Source organism: Treponema sp. R8-4-B8 (genome assembly GCF_054786175.1).
In genome coordinates this window covers 140,093-162,502 of the sequence record NZ_BDHE01000487.1, presented here as the reverse complement: position 1 = coordinate 162,502, position 22,410 = coordinate 140,093, and the positions used below count along the sequence as shown (strand labels likewise).

The following is a 22,410-nucleotide window of genomic DNA, read 5'->3' as shown; positions in this document are numbered from 1 at the left end:
GTCCTCAGTGGTAAAAATTCTTAAGTTTATGATGTTGGAACCTACACCTACGGCTCGGCGAACACCTGTTCCAACGCTATATTCAGATCGGGAAAAATTGCTACTGGAACCTTATCGGCGCTTTTGTAGAGATAGGTCAGGATTGCGCCTTCCTGAAACCTATACACAGTAACTCCGTTGTTTTCGGGGTCTACAATCCAGTATTCCCGAACACCTGCGTCCTGGTATAGTTTGAGTTTTCGTTCCATTTCGATTGCCGTATTTGTGGGGGATAAAATTTCAATGACAAGATCGGGAGCGCCCCGGCACCCCTCGTATCCGCGTTTCTTTTCATCGCAGATGACGGTTATGTCCGGCTGCACTACGGTATCATCACTTTCATTTTCCTTATAGAAAAGTCGCACGTCAAAGGGAGCGGGATACACCCTGCATGGTTTTCCCCTTAAATAAACATGGAACTGGCTTGACAACTCCATAAGAATTTCCTGATGCCGTATATTCGGCGCGGCCATAGCGTAAGCTTCGCCATAGATAACCTCAAAACGCTCACCCTCGGCAAGATCCCATTCCTTGTAATCCGCATAAGTAAAATGTTGATTTTCTTTCGGTAACGCTCCCATAATTCCTCCAGCCCTAATCATAGTACCAGTTTTCTTGTGAAAAGAAAAGACATGAAAAGAGAGGGGAAAGGGAAGAGAAGAATTTCTACCACTTATTTTAAAAATCCAGTTTATACAAATCCTCAATCCTCTGCCTTAAATCTTCGCGGGTTTCAAGCATTTCAAGGCTTTCTCGCGCGGGTTCGTATTTGGGATTGAGTTTGAGAGCTTCTTCCCAGCACAATTTCGCGTCGTCAAGATTTCCCTGCGAATACGCGTCCAGACCCAAAAGATACAATTCATCTACTTTGTCAGATAACTGCCTTCTGCCTCCGTCGCCTAAATCAAAACGTACCGCAAGGCTGATCCTGTTAAGCGGCTGTAATTGGGTAAGCAAATCAAGAGTATAGTTTATGTCAAGAGAAATTTTATTCATGTTAATCGCGCTACCTACGGTAATACGGCTGCTTCCCGATTTTACCATAACGCCAGCGCGCATTGATAAAAAGTTTGTAATATTGACAGAAACACCTAACGCGCCGTAAGGAGATTCAGAAAGAGAAATGTCAGTCAAATTAAGCGGCAGTGAAAATTCAAAGGCAAAGGCAAGCGGACGGATTGGCTTATACGAAATTGCCGCGTTAAGTACCGTTGGCAGAGGTTCATCAAGAGCGGGAGGGCCAAGATTGCGGATAACAACGGCGACGGACGCGTTTTTATCCCTTGAAACGTATCCCTTTAAAAAATTGAATCTTGTAAGTACGCCGATATCCGCCATAACCATCACTGCGGACTGAGATAAACCCGAACCTTTAATTATACTGTCGCTATCATCGGCGTAGTCGGGCATTATACGGAAAGCGCCCTTTATATTCACTCCTAAAGACAACCCTGAAAAATAATATCCTGAGAGAAAATTATAAGAAGCGTTTAAAACGGCCGCTCCTTCAGAATAATAACCGTTGGAAACCCTGTCGCCGTAAAAATTGTACTCGGTAAATGGCGTGTACAGCCACTTTGCCCCTGCGGCAAAACCAAAGTTTTTTAAACGCGAAGCATAAGCAATGCCTTCAATTTTTACATCGGCTATCCAGTTATTGTGAAAAAACGCCAATTCAGATTTTTCCAGCATCGACGAGCCTGCTGGATTAAATTCAAGAAAAGAAACGTCGTCTGAAATTGCGGAAAACGCTCCGGCCATGCCTTCGGAACGCCCGCCCATCGGAATATTCAATACCGGAAAAGCGGTTAACCCCGCGTTATCATCAATTCCGTAAATGCCGTTTAAATAATCCGTTATATTGCCATAAGTATCCTGAGCATCGGCAGACCATGCGGACAGGTGAGGGAAAAAAAGCAGAAAAACGGCAAAAACAGCCGTCATTTTTAATTTAGTCATCCTTATTTCCGCGCCGTCTGACAAAGAATTAAAGATAACAAAAAACTAAAATTTTTAGACATCCCTATATAATAATCGGAAAAAAACAAAAAAAACAGCATATGGGAACCTCAAAAACATCGGTTAGGCTTATAGAGGTTCCACGAAGAATTACAAAGAAAAATACGATAATATAATATAGAATATAATTGACAATGGCTAAACCTGTCCGCTTAACGGATATTATCAAGATTTTCACGATTTTTTTGCTGTTTACCGCCATAACTCCGGTTTTTGGCGGCGGCAGACAAGATGCCGATTTGTCTAAAGCCGACGCCCTTATAAAAGATAAAAAATACGATGAAGCCATATCAATATTGAGCGCTTATGCGAAACGAAATCCGGACAAGTTAGATTTAGCGCAGAAACGTATGCGAAAAATTTACCAATTACAAGATGAGTTTAACCAAGCTGCGGATGAATTAATTAATACCATTTTATACGAGCCTCAGAACGCGGAAAAAATCCTTGAGTTGACAAACAGGCTTTATTCGCTGGAAGACAAAAAAAATCCTATTCTTGAAAACTTTGTGTCCAGAACTCAGGAAATAGCGCAGTTTAACGTAAACAGAAACAGGTTGGCAAGTATCATGAAAAGAGGCCGCGAATTACTGGACAAGGGCGACCAGGCGGCTGCCATTCAGGTTTACGCGGAAGGCATGGATTTTATGCGCGATGAATTTTTCGCGGCAGGTTACGGGGCAAATATTGAAAATGAAGCCATAACTCAAACAGAAAGAATTAATTCGATACTTGCTTCTTTTCAGCAGATAAGCTCGCAGATGGGGGCTGCTTCCGCCGAAATGATCCGCGTCATAAACTCAGGCAGCAGTTCAGGAATCAGTGAAACAGCGGTCATGCTTGCCTCCGCGGCGGACAATTTTATCGCGCTAAAACAGGAACTGTACGCTGCCGACGCCGTCTTTGCCGGGATTCTAAACGTAATAAGGGCAAGAGAACCGGAAATTGTTGACCGCAACCATATTTCATTTATCAGAATAAGCATTAACGGGCGGGCGGAAGAAAACAAACAGGAAGGGATGTTAGGCGCTTTTGACGCTTACTGGAAAAATTCAATCGAACCTGTCTATGCGGCAATTACGCAATTTCTTCAAAAAGCCAATTCTTCGGCGCTTACGGCGTTTAATGGCGGAAATTACGCAGCCGCCATTTCTTCGCTGGACAGAACGGCTGATTATGCAAATATTACTCCGCTGTTTTTTGACAGGCACAGGCGGCTTTTTGGCGGCGCAAGACCGCAGACAATCACGCTTTATGAAAACAATATCCTGCGCGAAGACATTCCTTCGTATCTTGAAATAAGAGCGTTAGGTGAAGCAAATAGTATTCTCCTGCAGGCGGCAAATACCGGGTTGCGCCTTAATATTGACCGTTCTTCCCTGACCCGCTTTCGTGAAGGAACAATTAATGTGACTGCTGCGTTAAATGTCGAACAACAGACAAGAAACTCAATCACGGGAATGTTAACCTCAGTTAACGGTATCAGAACAAGAGCCAATCAAATAAATACGGAAATAAACGCGTATAGCAATGTTCAGTATATTACAAACGCGCTGACTGCCGTAAACGCCTTTTATTCCCAATTACTTGCGGAAGAGCGCCAGTCGGCGCAAAGGTACTACAGTATAGCGTATAACAGCCTTCAAGATAGTCTGGCTGCAAGAAAAAAAGAATTGGAAAAAAGCGATAATTTTCTTAATGGTGAAAGCCACACAGGCTCCAACGGCGTTGTTACTGTTTTACGCTACCCTGCCGAAGCGCTAAATGAACTTAACGCGATGCTTTCAGCGTTAGCTGTAGATTTGCAAAATGGGAATGTTATTTTAGGGCAATTTAAAAACGAACCGCCAAATGTTTCAAGCGATACGGAAATAACAAGTATGCGCCAAAAGTATCAGGCTGCGATAGATGAATTGGAAGGGCTCCGCGCGCAAGGCCTTGCGTTGGCGGGAACTGCCCGCAGCAGATCAACTCAGGCCGAGGCGTTCAGACAGGAGGGGGAACGGCTCTTCAGGGAAGCGCAGACCGCCTATCAAAGACAGAATTACGACCTTGCCCGCGAAAGGATTCAAAGGGCTTCCGACAGGTTCAGCGATTCCCTTGAAATACAGGAATCGGCGTCTTTGCGGCAAATGCGTGACGCGCAATTAGTCAACCTTGGCCAGCAAATAGCCATTTCTGAAAATGAGGCAATAATCGCTGAAGTGCGTAATTTGTTAAACAGCGCGCGAACTGTTTACTTTAACGGAAATTTCCAGCAGGCGGAAGATATTTTAACAAGGGCAAGAAACCGCTGGCGTATAACGAACTCGGATGACAACGAAGAAATTAATTACTGGCTGGGCATTATCCGCACCGCCATGTCGGCAAGCTCAGATCGCGTAATTCCGCCGACCGCGCCGCTTTATGCGGAAATGAGCCAGCTTTTAAGCCAGGCGCAAAGAAATTTTGACGAAGGAGTCCGTTATATAAACGCAGGCCAGCGCACTTTGGGGGTCGCTAAATTTGACGAAGCGCGTCAGTTGACAAGGCAGGTCAGGCTGATATTCCCCGTTAATCAGGAAGCGGGTATTCTTGATCTTAGGATAGAGCAATTCTTGGACCCGGCTGCATTTAACGCGTCTTTTGAACAGCGCTTAAGAAACGCCGTCGCCGGAACAAAGCGGCGTTCCATCGAAGCGTTTGCCGACCTTCAAAACCTGGCGGAAATTAATCCACGGTATCCGAATTTAAAGGCTATCCTAACTCAGGCTGAAATAGACATGGGATACCGTCCGCCGCCGCCAAACCCCGCGAATATCGCGCGTTCAAGGGAACTGACGGCTTCCGCAAGACGTATTTTTGAAAGCAACGCGACGGCGCAGTACGAAGTCGCACTTACGCAGTTGAACGAAGCCATAACTTTAAATCCGCAGAATACTGAAGCGACGCAGGTAAGAGACAGGCTGCTAAGCCGGATGAGCGTTCCGGGGGGCATTGTTCTTTCAAGCGAGGACGAAGCCGATTATCAGCGTGCGTTACGTGAATTAAATTTAGGCAACAGCCTTGTGGCGCTTTCGCTTGTGGAACGCCTTATGCAAAATCCCAAAAACCGCAATATAACTAAACTTGTAGAATTACAACGAAGGATACAATCGGTATTATGACGCGGTTTTGCAAATCACTGTTACTTATACTTTTAATAACGCAAGCAGTACCAACTCTTTTGGCGCAAGAATTTTTCTGGGAAGAAGAGGAACCCTTTTCGCCCCGGCCTGGAAAGTTTCCCGTCAGCGCCAATTCAAACGATTTTTCCGTAATAGCGTGGCAGGAAGTGACGCCTAACAGGGACGCGAGCGTTACTTCGGGAGGCTTTATAAACATTTTCTTGGCTGTTAAAGAATCGGGAAAAGATTGGGTACAAAGGGGGGCAGTCGGCGGCCCCTATGTCTATTTAGGCACGGAACCGTCGATTATAAGCATGGTAATTGACAACAGGGGAAGAATCCTTATCGCCGCAGCTTCGGGAAACGCTCAGGCGGAGATACTTATTTCACAGGACAGGGGCTTGAATTTTTCAAGGCATATCGTGAATCTGGGCGCTGAAAATTCCGTCGCCCCGCGCCTGTACGTCCGCGCCGACGGGGGGTATCTTCTTTTTATTACAAGAGGGAGCGGTCAATCCCTTTCCATTTGCTATTCCCGCTCAGACAATGGAATTAACTGGCCGCCTTTTGAATTTTTTACTCAGGAAAACGCGCCTTCGCTTAATTTCCTTCCGGCGCACGCAAGCGCAGCCCGTAAAGACATAGTGTTCTTTCAATCGCTTGCCATAGGGACGGAATCAGTATCGACATACCAGCTTTATTATAAAACAAGCGAAGACGCGGGAAAAACGTGGACGGAAGCAAGGCGTTTTACCACATTTAACGATCCTGTAATACAGAATCAAACAAGCGCTGATAATTTTGACAACCAGCGTCCTCATCTTTCAAAATACGGGGATAATTTACTCTTGGTTTGGGAACGGCGGCTGTCTGGCAGAACGCCTCAAATATACGGCGCGGTAATTAATTCAAATGTAAATATCACAGGCCGCGTTGAACGAATAAACAGCTCGGAAGCGTACTGCAATAATCCAATCGGTTTTATTTACAATAACGCCCCTACCGTAGTTTGGTTTGACAACCGCAACGGAAACAACAGAATTATTCTGGCCCAACGTGGTGATTTCGGATGGCAGAATTATCCTCTGTCGGGCGTTTCAGCGGAAGCGTCTTTTGCAAGACCTGTTGTAGGCAAAGACGGCGCATATATTTTTTGGCAGATTACGGCGCAGGATACGGGGCGCATCTACATTCTTGCGCCTGATCGCTCGGTTGCAAGCCCACGGATAACTGCGGTAAACTTTACGCCGTCAAATGTAAGCCGCTCCGAAAAAGCCCGTGTAGCATGGAATATCCCGCAAGACACATCCGGCATTTTGGGATTTTCATGGAGTTGGAGTCAGGATCCAAACGACATGCCGCCCGATAGGGTAATGATTTATAATATCGGCAATACGTCAAACTTAAATATGGAAAATAACGCCGTGAACGACGGAGAATGGTATTTCAGCGTCCGTTCCAATGATTATGCCGGCAACTGGTCAGACCCCGCAAAAATAACTTACAACAAAAAAAGCACGCCGCCTACTGAAGTAAAAATCATTGACCCGCCGTTAGACGACGATGGCTATCTTTTATCCAATAATTTTAGTATGTCATGGCAGCCGTCGTCAGACCCGTATATTGCGGGCTATACGTGGGTACTTCAATTTTTAGGCGCAAACGCGGAAGCTTCTGTTAATCAGCCGCCTTCTGGAATCATGGGAACAAACACATCGGTAAGTTATTCAAATCAAGATAACGGGATATGGGCATTTTCAGTGTCGGCTATTGATAAGGCTGGCAACATAGGTCTGCCGTCCAATATAATTTTTAAAACCAATAAATTTATCCCCTACACAAGCGTCAGTTTTATTGACGCCCAACAAAATGAACAGGGAATACTTTCAATTAGAATTATAGGCAGGGGTTTTTCCTCTGACGGGCGCATAACGTCGGTGGTTTTACAGCGGGAAAACAGCCCAGATTTGCCTGCGGACAGTTTTAACATTTTATCGGACAGGGAAATAGCCGGATTGACTTTTGAAAACATGGATGAAGGACGCTACAGATTAAAACTATACCACTCCTCAAGGGGATGGTACACGGCGGATTCATTTATTCCTGTCGCCCGAACAGGTACGGTTAAGTTCGGCGATTATTCAAAAGAATGGAAACCTTCATGGAAAATACAGCGTAGAGGATGGATAACATTTAACCCAATCATGGCGCTTGCCGTATTACTCGCCATTCTCTGCGCTCTTGGATTAATTGCGACAATCCGGGGCATAGCCGGAGTTATTTCAGAGGGCGCGGCGGTCAAGCAGGAAGCGCTCGCGATCATTACAGGAGATCTTATGCCAATAGAAAAGAAACAAAAAACAACACAACTGCAAAGAAGAGGAAAAGGACTGCGGTTTAAACTCGCGTCTTTTACAACGGGGCTTATCCTCCTTGTTATCATAATGATTTCTACGCCAATGTACATTATTATGACCAAAACCCAGCGGGAAACCCTGCTTAAAAGTTTATGGGACCGTTCCAGCGTTCTGCTTGAAGGGCTTGCTTCAAGCGCAAGATCGTACCTGCCAATGGCGATTCAATCCCGCGGCGAGCGCGGCGCGTTGGAATTAATGTACCTTCCCTCAAACTCCGGCGCAATTTCCGAAGCGAAATACGTTACCATCACAGGTTACGGAATTAACTCGATATACACGGATCATGTCTGGGCTACAAATGATCCTGACATTGCTTCAAAGACTGACACGGCGGAATTACATCCCGGCGTTACGCGCTTAACCGACGACGCGCTTAGCCCATTCTATGCCGATATGAGCGAAGAACTTAACCGCCGCGCACAGGAAGCGGCAGGAGATCTTTCGCAGAGCATTACGACAATAACCGATCAATTCCTTTCCCTTGCGCTTCGTACCGACGCCGAAGGAGAGAGAATGCGCGACGACATTCAGGTGACAATTAACGCGTTAAATATAAAACTAAATGACATACTTACGGATGTTACGGGGAAAATAGGCTCATATCCTGAATTTTCACTAAACAGCATCAGCAAATCAGGAGACAGAAAATATATTTTCTACAAACCGATAATGTACCGCCAGATGGCGGATAACAATTTCTTTCGGGGGCTGATCAGACTGGAAGTCTCTTTAGATTCAATTATCAATGAAATTAACCGCGGACAGAGGACCCTCTTTTTTACAATAGGAATTGTCGCGTTTATAGTTTTGTTAACCGGCATCAGCGGCGCATTGATTTTTTCAGGCTTGATTATTAAGCCGATCATCAACCTGGTAAAACACATTGAAATAATCCGCGACACCGAAGATAAAGCAAAACTGGCAGGTAAGGACATAAATATTTCCAGTGAAGACGAAATCGCAATCCTTGGCAATACAATCAACGACATGACCCACGGTCTTGTAAAGGCCGCGCTTGCAGCGTCCGATCTTTCAATCGGCAAGGAAATACAGAAAAAATTTATTCCGCTGGAAATGGACAGTCAGGGAAACAAGCAAAGCAGCGGGTTTAAGAATACGCAAAATTTAAATTTCTTCGGTTACTATGAAGGCGCAAAAGGCGTATCGGGTGACTACTTTGATTACCATGACCTTGACGGGCGCTACTACGCCATCATCAAGTGCGACGTAGCCGGAAAGGGAATCCCGGCGGCGCTTATCATGATTCAAGTGGCGACAATGTTCCTTAATTATTTTAAGCAGTGGAAACCAAATGAAAAGGGAATGCATATTGAAGAAGTGGTATACCAGATCAATGATTTTATAGAAGCGCTTGCCTTTAAAGGGCGCTTTGCCGCTTTTTCCCTCTGCCTGTTTGATTCAGTAACCGGAACAGTCCGTTTTTGCAACGCGGGCGACAACCTCATTCACCTTTACAGCGCGAAAGAAGGTAAAATGAAAATCATAACTCTTCCTCAGTCCCCCGCCACAGGCGTACTGCCCAACATTATGATTGAATCTTCAGGAGGCTACAAAGTTCAAACTCTTCAAATAGAAAAAGGCGACATACTGTTGCTCTACACCGACGGTATTGAAGAGGCAAAAAGGAAATTCCGAAACAGAGAATTCAAGGAAATAGTATGCGCGGAAGGTCCTGTCAATACGCCGCACGAGAATCATCTTTGCGGTCAAGCTGATGAAGAATTGTCCCCCGAGCGCGTAGAGGCGATTATCAACGCGGTAATGGCGCGGCAAATTTATACTCTGCACAAATACCACAACCCCGAAGATCCATACGACTTACAATTTGATTTTACAGATTGTGAAGGACGGGTAGAAGATGTTATAATGGCTATGGTTTCGGTAGAAAAAATGTTTAGGTGCTATAAACCGGCGGACGCGGGGGAAGACTCCCGCGTATTGGTAGACAAGAAAGTGGATGAATTCCTAAAAAACCATTTTCTTCAATATAGACGTTATTGTGCAAGTACGCGGGAATACCCTGAAAATCCCGCGTATATGTATTATACTCATATTAGGGAAGACGAGCAGTACGATGACCTGACGATTCTGGGAATTAAACGAAAACGAGGAGACAAAAATGACATTTAGCGAAAGAATGAAAGACCTGCTGGACCAGGGCTGGAGCGCATCAAAGGAATTTGCCATTAAAGCCGGCGCAAAGGCGCAGGATTTAGGCGAAAGAGGTTTATTGATGTGGGATATAAAACAGCTTGAAAACCAGGCTCAAAAACTGTTGAGCCGTTTGGGAAATGAAGCCTACATCGCGTTTACGGACAAAAATCAAACAACAATCGATCGCGAAGCCGTAGAGTACAGAACCATTTTGGACGAGTTAGCCAACATCAAAGAGCAAATAGAAAAGAAGGAATACGAGCTAAAAAACCGCCCTTCTGTATAAATTATATGTCGTCCGAGCTGTCTGGAGCTATATCGACATCGCCAGATTCGTATTTTTCCAGAATACGCTTTTGTAATTCAGCCCTGAATTCGGGGTGAATTGGATGAGCGACATCTTTGTAATCTCCTGCCCTAGTTTTTCTGCTGGGCATGGCGATAAAAACTCCGGTCTTACCCTCTATAATCTTTATATTGTGAACGACAAAACAATCGTCAAATGTTACCGTTACGTAGGCTTTCGGCTTACCGCCGCCTGTCACCTTGCGGACCCTGATATCAGTAATTTCCATAGTTTTTCTCCTTTTTAAGTCCTATGCTGTGTAAGAGATTAACAAAATCTCCGAGACGGAATATTTTTTACTAACCTCACCCTAATTTACATTGTAACACTGTTTTGTCATGAAAGCAAGTATAAATTTTGCTATCGGGCAAATGTTTTTAATAAATTTTTAATTATTTAGCCAATTTCTCACAATGAGAGCGTTTTACCCAATCATTTAATCGGCTCAGTGATACGGAAAAGCACTTTATTTCCCTGAATCGCGCCGGTAAGCTCATAAACGCCGCTTTCCATATCCTGTGCGTATTCATAAGTGTCGCTTATAGGCACCGCTTGTGATTTTCCCCTTCCAGTTTGAGGGATATTTTCGGTATAAACAACTTCAATTCTGTAAAAGCCGGGCGCAAGAAATACGTCGCTTTTATCGTCCGTCGGAACAAAATTTCTGTTTTTCATTGTTTTTCCGTCCAAACTTGAATATAAACCTTCTATTCTGGTAATAGTCATACCCATGCCGCAGACAAGTTGAACAGGCTTTGGCATAATTTTTCCATCGCAATACCAAGAGTCATTTTTATACTCATAAGTCCCGCCAAGGTATTCATAGGCATTCAACACATTGTAGAAAGTTTCCGGAAAGCCTTCATTGCCAAGGAACCTGAAAAAAAAGTTAATTGGAATTTGAATACTGGTTAGATTGCTATTATTGGAAAAAACATTTTCTTCCATAGTTTTAATGTTTGACAAAATAACTACGCTTGCAAGGTTATTATTTCTAAACGCAAAACGCTCAATATTAGTAACGCTCTGTGGAATGGTTAATGCGGCAAGCCTGTTGTCGGCAAACGCATTTTCCCCAATATGAATTACGCTTGTGGGAATTGTAATATTAGTCAGTCTGTTGTTACAAAACGCTCCTTCTTCAATGCTTATAACTCCGTCCTGAATGACCGCGCTTGTCAGGTTATTATTTCTAAATGCTGAATGTCTTATCACCGTAACGCTTGACGGTATAACTATGCTGTTCAAGCTGTTATTGTTAAACGCTGAACGCCCGATATTTATGACGCTTGACGGAATAAGCACGCTGGTCAATTTATTATCCTCAAAGGCGCTTTCTCCGATGCTTGTAATTCCCTCCCCCAAGGTCAGACTGGTTAATTGTTTATTGTTAAAAAAAGCATTATCCCCTATTGTCGTAACGTTCCCCGGAATAACAACGCTGTTTAAAATATTATCGGCAAACGCGGCGTTCCCTATGCTTGTTACGGTTGACGATATTTTTACGCTTGTCATTCCGTTCTCCGCAAAAGCACTGTCTCCGATAATTATAACGCCTTCTGGAATTATCAGGTTTACCAATTTGTTTTTATAAAACGCAAAACGCCCGATACTCATAACGCCTTCCCTAATAGTTAAGCCTGAAAGCTGGTTGTTTCTGAACGCTGAACGCCCTATATTCGTCACGTTTGACGGAATGGTTAATGTAAAAAGCTGGTTATACGCAAATGCGTTATCGCCAATGCTTGTAATACTGTCCGGAATAATTATATTGACCAGCCTGTTATTTGCAAAAACGCCATTTCCAATTATATAAACACTCTTAGGAATCATTAAATAAACAAGTTGATTATTCATGAACGCTTCATCCCCAATCTCATCTACGCCAAAGGGAATGTTTATATTGGTAATTAAATTGTCCTTAAACGCCGTTTTTCCGATTGTTTCCAACCCGTCAGAAAGGAACACATCTGTCAATTTATTGCTTGCAAAAGCGTTCTCCCCGATACTGGTAACGCTAGACGGTATTGTAACGGAGGTAAGATTATTTGTAAAAAACGCGTTTGCCTCGATTGTCGTAATACCGTCCGGTATTATTACGCTGGTCAGGTTTTTTCTTCTGAACGCGGTGCTTCCAATAACGGTTACAGGAAGCTTGCCTATTTGCGGCGGTATTTTAACTTCAAGATTTTTTCCTTTATAAGCGGTTATAGTGATAGTCTGGATTTCACCTTTTTTCCCGACAATAGTATAAGAAAAATTGGCTGGGGCTGTGTAATTACGGCTGTCAAAATCGCCGTCAACGGCAAATAGGCTGATTGTGAGAGAAAAAATTGATATAACCGCTATAATACCTTTCTTTTTCATAATAAAACTCCTTGTTTAAAGAGGTTTATTTCAGTATATATTAAATATAATATAAATTTAGCATAAAAACCAATATTTAAACGATGTATGCCCAAATAATTTATTGAGTATAGGGAAAATAAGGCATCTTAGTATCAAATATATGTATTTTAGCGATTATTATATTGATAAAATATAGAATATTCCCAATACTTTTAAAAACAAGAAAAGGAGATACGCGTTTTGATTGATCGTCCCGTATTGCCGCAGACAGTATATTTGTCGCTTGTGGTACCCTGTTACAACGAAGAAACGGTCCTTCCGCAGTTTTATGCACAGACAGTAAAGATATGTGAATCGATTAACAAACCGTTTGAGATTATTTTTATTGATGACGGTTCAAAAGACGCTACGCTGAAAATTCTTAGGCAGATAACGCATGACGACACCCGTATTCATTACATTTCCTTTTCGCGCAATTTTGGCAAGGAAGCGGCGATGCTTGCGGGGTTACAGGCGGCGCAAGGGATGTATACCGTCGTGTTGGACGCTGACGGACAGGATCCGCCGGCTCTAATTCCGCAGATGTTGGAAGCGGTCGCGTCTGGAGAATATGATTGCGCGGGAACACGGCGGACAAACCGCAAAGGAGAACCGCCTGTCCGCTCGTTTTTTGCGAGACGTTTCTACCGCATTATGGGCAAAATTACCGATGTGGCCGTTGTTGACGGCGCAAGGGATTTTCGGTTGATGAACAGAAAATACATGGATGCGCTTTTATCGCTGCCGGAACGGAATCGGTTTTCCAAAGGCATATTCCCCTGGATAGGTTTTAACACCAAGTGGTTTGAGTATGAAAATATTGCAAGAAAGTCGGGCAGAACCAAATGGTCATTCTGGAAACTTTTAATGTATTCACTCGACGGAATAACCGCCTTTTCATCAAAACCTGTCGCCATTGTCTCAGTGTTGGGGATTGTGTTGTTCTTGATCGCGCTTGCCGTTATTATCTTTATTATTATCCGTAAATTGGTATATGGCGATCCGGTTGCCGGTTGGGCGTCGACGATCTGTATTATTCTGTTTTGTTCGGGGATTCAACTGTTTACAACAGGTATTTTGGGCCAGTATATCGCGAAGACATACACGGAAACCAAACAGCGTCCGCACTATATCATCCGTGAGGCGCAATGAAGTTTAAGGGGTGAAAATGAAAAAACTACATCAGGCGCTTATTTTAATCGCGGTATATGCGCTTGCTCTTGGCGTTCGCGCGTATTGGCTTTCGCAAAAAGACGGCTTGCATGTGGACGAAGGGTTAACCATAGCCCTTGCCTGCTATAATAATTTTATAGTAACTGAAAATTATGAATATGGTAAAAAATATACCGGAAAAGAATTGAAGGAAACAAGTCTCGTCAGTTCCGCAGGATTAAAAGACGCATTGACCGACATACGCAGTTTATGGAAAGATAACCGCGATCCCCCTCATACCAATTTGTACTATACATTTTTACGGCTTTCACTGATCGGGCTAAAAACCGGCGATATAGCGCCTATTGTTTTCAGGGGGGGCGTTCTTAATCTTCTGTTTTTTACAGTATCGTTTGTATTCTTTTTTCTGTTAATGCGGCTTTTATTTCCCGCCTCTCATCTATTACAGTGCGCGATGACACTCTGCGCGTTTTTATCGACTGCCGCCATTTCCAACACGCTTTTTTTACGCCCGTATCAAATACAAGAAACATTGTTTATTGTTTTTTGTTATTATTTTGCTGTAAGCCTTGGATGGAAAAAATATATCATTCATGAAAAAAAATTGTTTGTCGGCGCAGTAAAGCCAATACTCATTATGTCGTTGATTACCGCCCTTACGCTTATGTCAGGATACTATGCGGTATTTTTTGTCGGACTGTTTGGGCTTTATGCCATTTATTTACAATGCAAAAATAAAACATTTTCTGAAATACCTTTTTACTTTGTAGTGTTAGGCTTGGGAATACTGTTCGCTGAAGCTTTCTATCCTAAATACTTATCCGGCTTTCTTTCGTACCGGGGAACGGAGACCATAAGAACCATATCGGGTAATATATGGGGAAACATAAAGACATCAATAATGACAGCCTTAACGCTTTTACATAAACATTTTTTTAGCTACCCTGTTATTGCCGTTGTCGTTTTATGTCTTGCGTATTTGGCGGTTCTGTTAATCCGCGAACAAAAATTGAAGACCAAAATGTTGTTTAACATGACTGCCACTCAAAAAATGGCATGGTATATTTTTATCGCGTCGGTAATATATCTGTTTGTTGTTTTGATAATCGCCCCGTATAAAGTTTTACGTTACGGTATGCCGGTCTTTCCATTTTTTGTTATTCTGCCGGCAATGTTGATTGACTCTATAGGTGAGCGGTCTTGGAAAATAGCGGCTCTCGCGATGCTGCTGTTATGCGGGTGTTTTACGTTTAATGCGGCGAAGGAAAGTAAAATTGAAAATATTTTCCGCGACAAGCCGGATGAATATGTATTTACGAAAGACAAAGACACGCCTGTGTATGTTATTAACGCCGCATGGTCGTTGTGGAAATACGCCAATTTAATTCCGTATCTGCGTAATGAACAGGCGTACTATTTTATAGACTGGTATGAATATTTTAAGGAATTTTTTGATTCCGGCGGGAATATCGAGACTATTCCGCTGCCTGAAACGGAAAACTATGACGCCATTTATCTGCTTGTTGAATATTTTCCAGATACTCCTGATTTTCCGCCGCTAAATGATTTAATAATGGAAAACGTACAAACGATACAAGGCGCGACAGAAAGCGAATTTGATATTTACACCGGAGAACCGGAATCGTGGTTTCCGTACTTTAAGGGTAAGAAAATAATTATGGATGAGCACTGACTGAAAATGAAAATTTTTTGAAATATTTCTCACAAAGATCACTAAGAGACAAAGATCACAAAGAGGGATAAGGGGTTTTTGGCCTTTATTACAGTCGGCTTTACTGGTTTAATTTTGATTGATGGAATTTTGTGTTTGACACCCCTGTGCTGCCTATAGAAAAATGCGGTTGTTGCTACATATTACGAATAATAGAAAATTGAGAAGCAATTACTGATGTGGTACTTGGTTGGATATTTATGTAATTTTGGATATATTTATGTATTCAGAAATTTTTTCTTCTAAAATAAATTTTATTGTATCTAAATCATCTTTTGTATGAATAATTTTTCCATAAACTATAGCTCCCCGTAATAAGAAACCTTTATAAATTGTTTCATTTAATAAATTATATATTTCATATATCTCAAAAGCTATATTACTAATTTCTTTCAAGTTAATACTTACCACAAGCAAATCAGAAAATGACGTAAATTGTCTAGTCTTTGAAACTTTTAAATTTTTATATTCTACTTTAAAATAATTCTTAAGAATATTTAAAAGATTGTTTATTGCTAATAATTTCTCTGAATAATTTATTTTTGATTGAGATGTTAGGTCAATAAAATTAGAAAAGCCTAATATATCAATATAAATTATAAGCCTGTCCTCATAATAAAGTTTTTTATTTTTATTTCTTGGATTAACCATTTAAATACGCCTCCCTTTGCTCCGTTTTTTTCCCTCAACAAACAGCTCACCACTCAACTTCTGGTACAGTTCAAACAAATACGCAACACGTTGGCTGTCATCATCGAAAGTACGACCATAGGCGGCTTCGACTGCTTTATCTAATTTTTGGTGTGCTTTTAGTAATTCTTTTGGCATAGTTAAAGGGTCATACAAGTCGGCTAGGCTTGCATTTGGGAATTGCAAACGTGCGTCCAAAACTGCTTGAGCTAATTTTTCTATTTCCACTTTCTGTTTTTCTGTTGGTTCAGGAAAGGGGAAATTATTATAGACTATATCATTAGAATAACGATAACGCATTTCAAGCCTTCCGCAAACATATCTTGTCCATGCCATGTGCATTGTCGATGTTAATATTCCAAAATGATAAAGTGACGCATTAGGAATAGTAAATACAGCATAACTTACGATAATTTCAGGTGATACAAAACCGATGGGAATATAATCTCTTTTCTCTGATGATATTACAGGAAATAAAATATAATCTGTTGTTGGTTGATGGATAACAGAAAAAATAGTCGGTGTTACCGCCGTTTTTCTTGTTGCTTCCCGTTTTGAACGAAGTCTGAATTGTTTTACCGCTTCTACTCTTTTCATAACAGAAGGCATTTTTCGCAATTCAGCGGGATCAGCGTTTAACAGCCATATACAATAACGTATTTTATTATTTATGAATTCTTCTGAACCCATATAGCGTTTAATATATTTTTTCGCTAATGGTTCTTTCTTAATAAATTCCTCATATTCATTCGCTTCAATAATTAAGTTACAATCATCATACATTTCATTCCCCTTTTGCATTTTTGGTACTTTACAAATAGGGGAATTACGCCGTTCAATAAAGATAGTTGGTGATTTAAGCAAATATGGGTTTAAATCTTCATTGGTTTTATTCATGCTGAAACCGACAATTACACAATGGACAGCGGCTTTTCCTTTTGCTTGATTGCTCCATTTGAATGTAGGAACACCAAAATTTATACTTATTCCCTGCCCAAATAAAGGCTTCCAGAGTTCAGCCACTTGTTCGCCTTGTGTTATTGAATTTGTTGAAACAAAAGCGGTTGTAATATTTTTATTTTTCTGCATAAAGTTACAGGATTTTTTATACCATGCACAAACATAATCCAAATTTTTTACATCATCGAATACTTGACGCATATCAATTTTTTGTTCTTCACTTTGCATTTTATATCCTACAAACGGAGGATTGCCTAATATATATGATAATTCATCTTTGGGAATAATTGATTCCCAATCAATTCTAAATGCGTTATCATTCACAATATATGGCGAAGCGGTCAAGGGAATACGGGCAATGTATTTACCAAATTTCTCCGATGCTTTCCTATTCATCAGGTGATCCATAAGCCATAAAGCGGTTTGGGCGATACGGGCAGGAAATTCTACTATTTCAATTCCGCAAAATTGATCTACATTTACCCTCACCATAAGTTCAATGTCAAGAACCTGTTGTGTCTGTAAATATTCAGATAAGACTTCTATCTCAAGCAAGCGGAGTTCACGATAACTTACGACTAAGAAATTGCCGCAGCCGCAGGCAGGGTCAAGGAATTTTAACTGACGAAGTCTGGTATGAAATTCCAAAAGCCTTTGTGTACGAATGTCAGATTTTAATTTTCTTATTTTCTCGAATTCTTCCCATAACTTATCAAGAAATAGAGGTTTTATTACTTTTAATATGTTTTCTTCGCTGGTATAATGCTCACCTAACGCACGGCGGCTTTCTTTATCCTTTACGCTCTGGAACATTGCCCCGAAAATTTCAGGCTTTATCTGTGACCAGTCCAGAGTGCAACATTTTAGTAATGTCTTTCGCATTGACGAATTAAAGGCTGCGGTTTCCAGTCTTTCTTCAAAAAGACTGCCATTTACATAGGGAAATTTATTTAATGTTTCATCAATGTTTTTTAAGCGTTTTTCTTCATGTTTATTTAGAATATCAAATATCTGTCCTAAATGAATGGCTAAATCGCTTCCGTCTTCATTTGTTCTTTCTTTGATATACCTATAAAATAATTTTTTTTCTTCAAAAATGCCTGAGTCATCGGCAAACAAACAGAAAAGAAGGCGGACAAGGTACATTTCTAGTTGATGCCCTGTATAATCGCTTTCTTTAAGAGCGTCGTGTAGTTCGCCCATGTGTTCAGCGGCTTCAATATCAACTGGACTTACAGCTTGAAATTTTATGTCTTTATAACCTGCAAGATAACCAAATAATTCCACTTTTTCCGGTAATTCATTTAATGTAAAATGCTCAACTTCATTGTCTTTTTCAAGGTTATAATAATCAAAATTACAAAAGTCAGAGATAAGTATTCCTTCGGGAAGTTCGTTAGGAGGAAGATTAACTGCATACTCTTTTGCCTGTTGATATGCTTTTACCCTATCCTTTCCTGGAGTCTTCATTTCTATCATAAAACGGCCTTTCCAGAAAAGGTCGATATAACCCCTGCGGCCGCCTGTTGTATTGCCTAATAAATCCTCTTGACCGCCAATTTTTACCCTATGTTCAAAGTTGGCGACTTGTCTTCTTGAAACACCGAAAATGTTTAGAAAGTCGGTTTGAAAATCCTGCGCGTCCGCTTCTTCTCTTGCTTTTGGAGCTTTGTCTTTCCATTCGTTTACGAAGTTAGAGGCTCTTAATCTGATTTCATTCCATGATAGGGGCATAATGAGATATTATAGCCTATTTTGAATAATTGGTGTATACGGGCAGTAGAAAGCACCATATTTTTTTTATTACGGTTCCGGCAAAAATTCATCTATTGGGCGTTTTTAGACCAGTCAATGTCCTTGAAATAATCGATATAGTATCAACAATCATCTTCTTTTTTAATTTCATGTAATAACTTTTCGAATTTGCCATAGTCCTTAATTAAACCGTTTTCTGTTGTCAATTCAAAATTTGTTTTACCCTTATAATTAATCGTTCACTATTTTAACATAATCACCAATTTTTATTTCTTTCATTTCATCAGTCAATTTATTTTCAAAATAATCATATTGCAATTTAAGTTTAAAGCCATAAAATGGAGAAGGTGCATCATCAGATTGTATTATTGATAAATTATCTTGAGCATGAGTTACAGTACAATAAGCTTTCGGTATCTCCAAATTCCCTAATACTGTCCCAGAACTCGGATCAAAAATTTCTTCTCCCAATAAATAAATATAACACTTTTGCCCTTTCTTTACTCTTCCCATTGTACCTTCATTAATAACGTACGTGTAATTATCCAAAATTTTCACAATTTGCATTACTTTTCTCCTTTATTAATCATTTTCATTAGATTATTTATATTTGATGCAGGTCGAACAATCACTTGATTTAAATTATTATTATCGCTCAATAGCGTAATCAAATTACTGTTTAAAAATAACATTTTAATTTGTATAATTTTTTCCTGAACATGTGAAACATAACCTATTGATAATAATTTCTCATATAAACCTTCTTTAATATACACTGAAACCGTTGTATTTAGGGGTATATTTATAATACGATTTAATATTAGTATATTCTCTTTAGATACAAATTGTATAGGACTTAAAGAGAAATTGTTGAAATACACATTATCATTAATATGCTTTTTTGTATCTAATAACAATTTCAAAAATATGGAACATATTAATAATAATATTAATATTGTAGAAACATAAACCGATAAATTTATTTGTACATTGGCGTATTGAGGAAAAATGAAAGTTAATATTGTTATCAATGTTCCAAATATGCCAAATAGGGGCAGCACTATTTTTTCAATTACTGACATAAAAACCACCTTACTTTAACCGTATTGGTTTTATTTAATACGCATATAATAGTTTTTATTATACATAATAACCTATTTTTGTCAAATGATATTCAATTAAAGCCATTTTAATAATAACCTGTTTAACGTAATGAAACTAGTTTATTGTCAAAATATTTTGGTATTTTAGCCTTTAATTCATAACCATAAATAGTGGCCATCCGGCTGGATTGGGACACACTGCAGTCTACACCTTTCGGCATAGTCCTGTTTCCACATGAATCTTTGACGGCTACAAGGAAAAATATAGCTGCTGATAAGTATAAAGTCAATAATGACATTAATTTACAAACATTCGATTTACTAAGAATTCATTATTGTATCAGCCTTATTCCTTTATCTTTACAAAACATTTCCAATAATTCGTCGCCAATATGATACAATAAGGCAAGTGATACCTCTTTCACATTAAATTTCTTTTTCAAATTCTTTTTTTTAAATTATTTCAAATATATAGAATCCATCAAATGTGTTTCCAGTTTTAAAAAAATATCTTTTAAAGTATTATTTGTTGTATTTTTCTTTCTGGTTCATAGTTTAATCTTCTTTAAAAGGCACTATGCAGAATTCAATATGAGTAACTGCAATATAAATATTAGTTGCTAAGGAATGAATGTCCAAATTCGGCCTCTACTTCGGATAAATTCCACCCGCCGTTTATAAGAAAATCCAAACCTATTTTCTCTTTGGCTATTTTTGCCAGATAAGGGGGCAAAGGGACTGATTTTATTAGACGATTGGAACCTTCAAGATCACCTGATTTTTTCAGGGCTACAGATTTATTTAATATGTCAAGTTTTTCACCTAAAGTCATGGTTTACGCTTGCGGCATAAATATCTCCTTATTCTCATTTTACTAGCTTTTATAAGGTTACGGCAAGGGGAAAATTGCGCGTTTTACCTAATTACTTGTTACTCTAAAGCTCTTATCCTGTACTCAGTAAAGTAAAATGTTTTAATTTATCACCCATTCTCAAGTATTTTCTTTTGACCGCTCCCTCTCCTTAAACACACAATGTTTGTCAAGTAAGCGCGACATTTTAAGCGGAGCATAACCTTCTTGCTTTTTTCTTTCTTATTTTTTCATTTTTCTTTTATATATGTACAGCAATCCCTCACAAAAGCCCACTTCCCTCTTAGCGCGTCAGCCGCTTTTCGCGCCAGTTCCCTATCCGCGAAAACTCCAAAACATGTAGCCCCGGAACCGGAAAGATTCGCGTAATGTGCGCCTAATTTCTTTAATACAACGATAATCTCATTATAAACGGATTTTTCTGGTTCCGGAAAAACACTTAGAAAATCATTGGTAAAATGAGAAAAGGCTTTTTTCTCAAATATTCCCTCTTTTAAGAATTCGCTAATATCATCATTTGATGACGGCTTATAAATTCGGTTTTCATCCAGTAATTTATAGGCGGCGGATGTCTCGCTGGAAAAGCCGGGATTGACAAGAACCAAAAACAACATTGGCGCGTTTATCGGCAGAATACGCTCTCCGCGGCCTGTCACTCTGGCGGCGGGGGTTTCGTAGACAAAAAAGGGGACATCGCTGCCAAGACAGGCGGCAATTTCAAGTAAATCTTCGCGGCGGCAGGGTAAACCGGCTAGCTTATTTAGTGCTAATAGCGTGGCAGACGCGTCTGAAGAGCCACCGCCAAGACCGCCGCCCATAGGGATACGCTTTTCAACCGTTATTTTTACCCCCTGACTGAAGCCTGTTTTTTCCCTAAACAGGGAAATAGCCTTAAAAATGATGTTTTTTTCAGGCGGCAGGGGGGAATTTAAGCCTTTCATGTCGATTTCTACGGTGTTTTTGCCTTCGATAGCCTCAAAATACAGGGTATCGCCGAAATTTACGGCTAAAAATACGCTGTCAATGTCGTGAAAACCGTCGGGACGCCTGTTTTTTACCGCCAAATGAAGGTTGACCTTGGCGGGGGCAAAAACGGGCAATTTTTCTGGAAATATCGGCATAAGCTATAGAATAGCATATTTTAAAAGTTTTTCAATTTTTCTTGTAAACCTGTTGACAAATTAATATATACTCTTTTATGTTTCTAGTGTGAGGTTTTTTTACCTTCAATACTCAGTTTAGATTCAAGAAATATTAATTTCTAAGGGAGAACGTTATGGTTCTGAACGGAGCTATGGATCAGGAAGATTTAACGCTGATACCGGTAAACGGTTTTGATACCGTTTACAAAACAAAGAATCCGCCGCCGGCTTTCATTTTCAGTGATGATGATGACATCAGTGATGACGAAGATTTTGAAGATGACGATTTCGAAGACGAAGATGACGATTTCGAAGATGAAGATGACGACTTGGACGACGATGACGATGATGATGACGAAGACGAAGATGACGACTACGACGACGATGAAGACGAAGATGACGATTACGAAGAAGACGAAGATGACGAATGGGATGAAGACGACGAGTAATTAAT

The 22,410-nt window shown here is 40.4% G+C and carries 16 protein-coding genes; 6 read left to right on the top strand and 10 right to left on the bottom strand.

The annotated features are described in order from the left end of the window. Positions 1-47 precede the first annotated feature (47 nt). Together ACYVRA_RS13920 and ACYVRA_RS13915 are read right to left on the bottom strand one after the other, a co-directional pair. Positions 48-620: a Uma2 family endonuclease gene (locus ACYVRA_RS13920; RefSeq protein ID WP_461253324.1), complete on the bottom strand. Its 573-nt coding sequence runs from the start codon at positions 618-620 to the stop codon at positions 48-50. Positions 621-717: 97 nt separating this feature from the next. After that, entirely contained in the window at positions 718-1,998 is a 1,281-nt protein-coding gene (locus ACYVRA_RS13915; RefSeq protein ID WP_461253323.1) for a UPF0164 family protein, read from the bottom strand. Between the two features lie 188 nt (positions 1,999-2,186). Between ACYVRA_RS13915 and ACYVRA_RS13910 the strand changes: the two genes are divergently transcribed. Genes ACYVRA_RS13910 through ACYVRA_RS13900 form a run of 3 tightly spaced genes read left to right on the top strand, consistent with a single transcriptional unit; the run spans position 2,187 to position 10,082 of the window. Beyond that, entirely contained in the window at positions 2,187-5,204 is a 3,018-nt protein-coding gene (locus ACYVRA_RS13910) for a tetratricopeptide repeat protein (protein WP_461253322.1), read from the top strand. 59 nt (positions 5,205-5,263) lie between these two features. Then, the gene (locus tag ACYVRA_RS13905; protein WP_461253321.1) at positions 5,264-9,772 is read left to right on the top strand and encodes a SpoIIE family protein phosphatase; all 4,509 of its coding nucleotides are present in this window, start codon (positions 5,264-5,266) and stop codon (positions 9,770-9,772) included. Further along, the gene (locus ACYVRA_RS13900) at positions 9,762-10,082 is read left to right on the top strand and encodes a hypothetical protein (RefSeq protein ID WP_461253320.1); all 321 of its coding nucleotides are present in this window, start codon (positions 9,762-9,764) and stop codon (positions 10,080-10,082) included. Before ACYVRA_RS13905 ends, ACYVRA_RS13900 begins: the two co-directional genes overlap by 11 nt. Before the next feature lies 1 nt (position 10,083). On the opposite strand, the gene spoVG is transcribed toward ACYVRA_RS13900, so the two are convergent. Next, positions 10,084-10,371: a septation regulator SpoVG gene (spoVG, locus tag ACYVRA_RS13895; protein ID WP_461253319.1), complete on the bottom strand. Its 288-nt coding sequence runs from the start codon at positions 10,369-10,371 to the stop codon at positions 10,084-10,086. Between the two features lie 203 nt (positions 10,372-10,574). Beyond that, positions 10,575-12,509, bottom strand: a complete 1,935-nt coding sequence (locus ACYVRA_RS13890; protein ID WP_461253318.1) for a leucine-rich repeat domain-containing protein — start codon at positions 12,507-12,509, stop codon at positions 10,575-10,577. 222 nt (positions 12,510-12,731) lie between these two features. Here ACYVRA_RS13890 and ACYVRA_RS13885 point away from each other — a divergent pair, with 222 nt between their 5' ends. Both ACYVRA_RS13885 and ACYVRA_RS13880 read left to right on the top strand, forming a co-directional pair. Continuing rightward, positions 12,732-13,682, top strand: a complete 951-nt coding sequence (locus ACYVRA_RS13885; protein WP_461253317.1) for a glycosyltransferase family 2 protein — start codon at positions 12,732-12,734, stop codon at positions 13,680-13,682. 16 nt (positions 13,683-13,698) lie between these two features. Next, a complete protein-coding gene (locus ACYVRA_RS13880) occupies positions 13,699-15,396 on the top strand; it encodes a hypothetical protein (RefSeq protein WP_461253316.1) in 1,698 nt (565 codons plus the stop codon). 237 nt (positions 15,397-15,633) lie between these two features. Here the strand turns inward: ACYVRA_RS13880 and ACYVRA_RS13875 are convergent, their stop codons facing one another. The 6 genes from ACYVRA_RS13875 to ispE all read right to left on the bottom strand — a co-directional run bounded on the left by ACYVRA_RS13875 (position 15,634) and on the right by ispE (position 21,935). After that, positions 15,634-16,086, bottom strand: a complete 453-nt coding sequence (locus ACYVRA_RS13875; RefSeq protein ID WP_461253315.1) for a hypothetical protein — start codon at positions 16,084-16,086, stop codon at positions 15,634-15,636. Beyond that, entirely contained in the window at positions 16,087-18,819 is a 2,733-nt protein-coding gene (locus tag ACYVRA_RS13870; protein ID WP_461253314.1) for a class I SAM-dependent DNA methyltransferase, read from the bottom strand. A 252-nt stretch (positions 18,820-19,071) separates the two neighbouring features. Continuing rightward, entirely contained in the window at positions 19,072-19,407 is a 336-nt protein-coding gene (locus tag ACYVRA_RS13865) for a hypothetical protein (RefSeq protein ID WP_461253313.1), read from the bottom strand. Further along, positions 19,407-19,922 (bottom strand): hypothetical protein, encoded by a 516-nt coding sequence (locus ACYVRA_RS13860; protein ID WP_461253312.1) that lies wholly within the window; start codon positions 19,920-19,922, stop codon positions 19,407-19,409. Before ACYVRA_RS13860 ends, ACYVRA_RS13865 begins: the two co-directional genes overlap by 1 nt. 634 nt (positions 19,923-20,556) lie before the next feature. After that, entirely contained in the window at positions 20,557-20,775 is a 219-nt protein-coding gene (locus ACYVRA_RS13855) for a hypothetical protein (protein WP_461253311.1), read from the bottom strand. Positions 20,776-21,044: 269 nt separating this feature from the next. Then, on the bottom strand, positions 21,045-21,935 hold the full coding sequence (ispE, locus tag ACYVRA_RS13850) for a 4-(cytidine 5'-diphospho)-2-C-methyl-D-erythritol kinase (protein ID WP_461253310.1): 891 nt from the start codon (positions 21,933-21,935) through the stop codon (positions 21,045-21,047). A gap of 155 nt (positions 21,936-22,090) precedes the next feature. Between ispE and ACYVRA_RS13845 the strand changes: the two genes are divergently transcribed. Further along, positions 22,091-22,405: a hypothetical protein gene (locus ACYVRA_RS13845; RefSeq protein WP_461253309.1), complete on the top strand. Its 315-nt coding sequence runs from the start codon at positions 22,091-22,093 to the stop codon at positions 22,403-22,405. Positions 22,406-22,410 lie beyond the last annotated feature (5 nt).

Bases quoted from the DNA above. Each gene is read 5' to 3' on its own strand.
- ACYVRA_RS13920 (WP_461253324.1), bottom strand. From the start codon at position 620: ATGGGAGCGTTACCGAAAGAAAATCAACATTTTACTTATGCGGATTAC.
- ACYVRA_RS13915 (WP_461253323.1), bottom strand. From the start codon at position 1,998: ATGACTAAATTAAAAATGACGGCTGTTTTTGCCGTTTTTCTGCTTTTT.
- ACYVRA_RS13900 (WP_461253320.1), top strand. From the start codon at position 9,762: ATGACATTTAGCGAAAGAATGAAAGACCTGCTGGACCAGGGCTGGAGC.
- spoVG (WP_461253319.1), bottom strand. From the start codon at position 10,371: ATGGAAATTACTGATATCAGGGTCCGCAAGGTGACAGGCGGCGGTAAG.
- ACYVRA_RS13890 (WP_461253318.1), bottom strand. From the start codon at position 12,509: ATGAAAAAGAAAGGTATTATAGCGGTTATATCAATTTTTTCTCTCACA.
- ACYVRA_RS13880 (WP_461253316.1), top strand. From the start codon at position 13,699: ATGAAAAAACTACATCAGGCGCTTATTTTAATCGCGGTATATGCGCTT.
- ACYVRA_RS13875 (WP_461253315.1), bottom strand. From the start codon at position 16,086: ATGGTTAATCCAAGAAATAAAAATAAAAAACTTTATTATGAGGACAGG.
- ACYVRA_RS13870 (WP_461253314.1), bottom strand. From the start codon at position 18,819: ATGCCCCTATCATGGAATGAAATCAGATTAAGAGCCTCTAACTTCGTA.
- ACYVRA_RS13865 (WP_461253313.1), bottom strand. From the start codon at position 19,407: ATGCAAATTGTGAAAATTTTGGATAATTACACGTACGTTATTAATGAA.
- ACYVRA_RS13860 (WP_461253312.1), bottom strand. From the start codon at position 19,922: ATGTCAGTAATTGAAAAAATAGTGCTGCCCCTATTTGGCATATTTGGA.
- ACYVRA_RS13855 (WP_461253311.1), bottom strand. From the start codon at position 20,775: ATGACTTTAGGTGAAAAACTTGACATATTAAATAAATCTGTAGCCCTG.
- ispE (WP_461253310.1), bottom strand. From the start codon at position 21,935: ATGCCGATATTTCCAGAAAAATTGCCCGTTTTTGCCCCCGCCAAGGTC.
- ACYVRA_RS13845 (WP_461253309.1), top strand. From the start codon at position 22,091: ATGGTTCTGAACGGAGCTATGGATCAGGAAGATTTAACGCTGATACCG.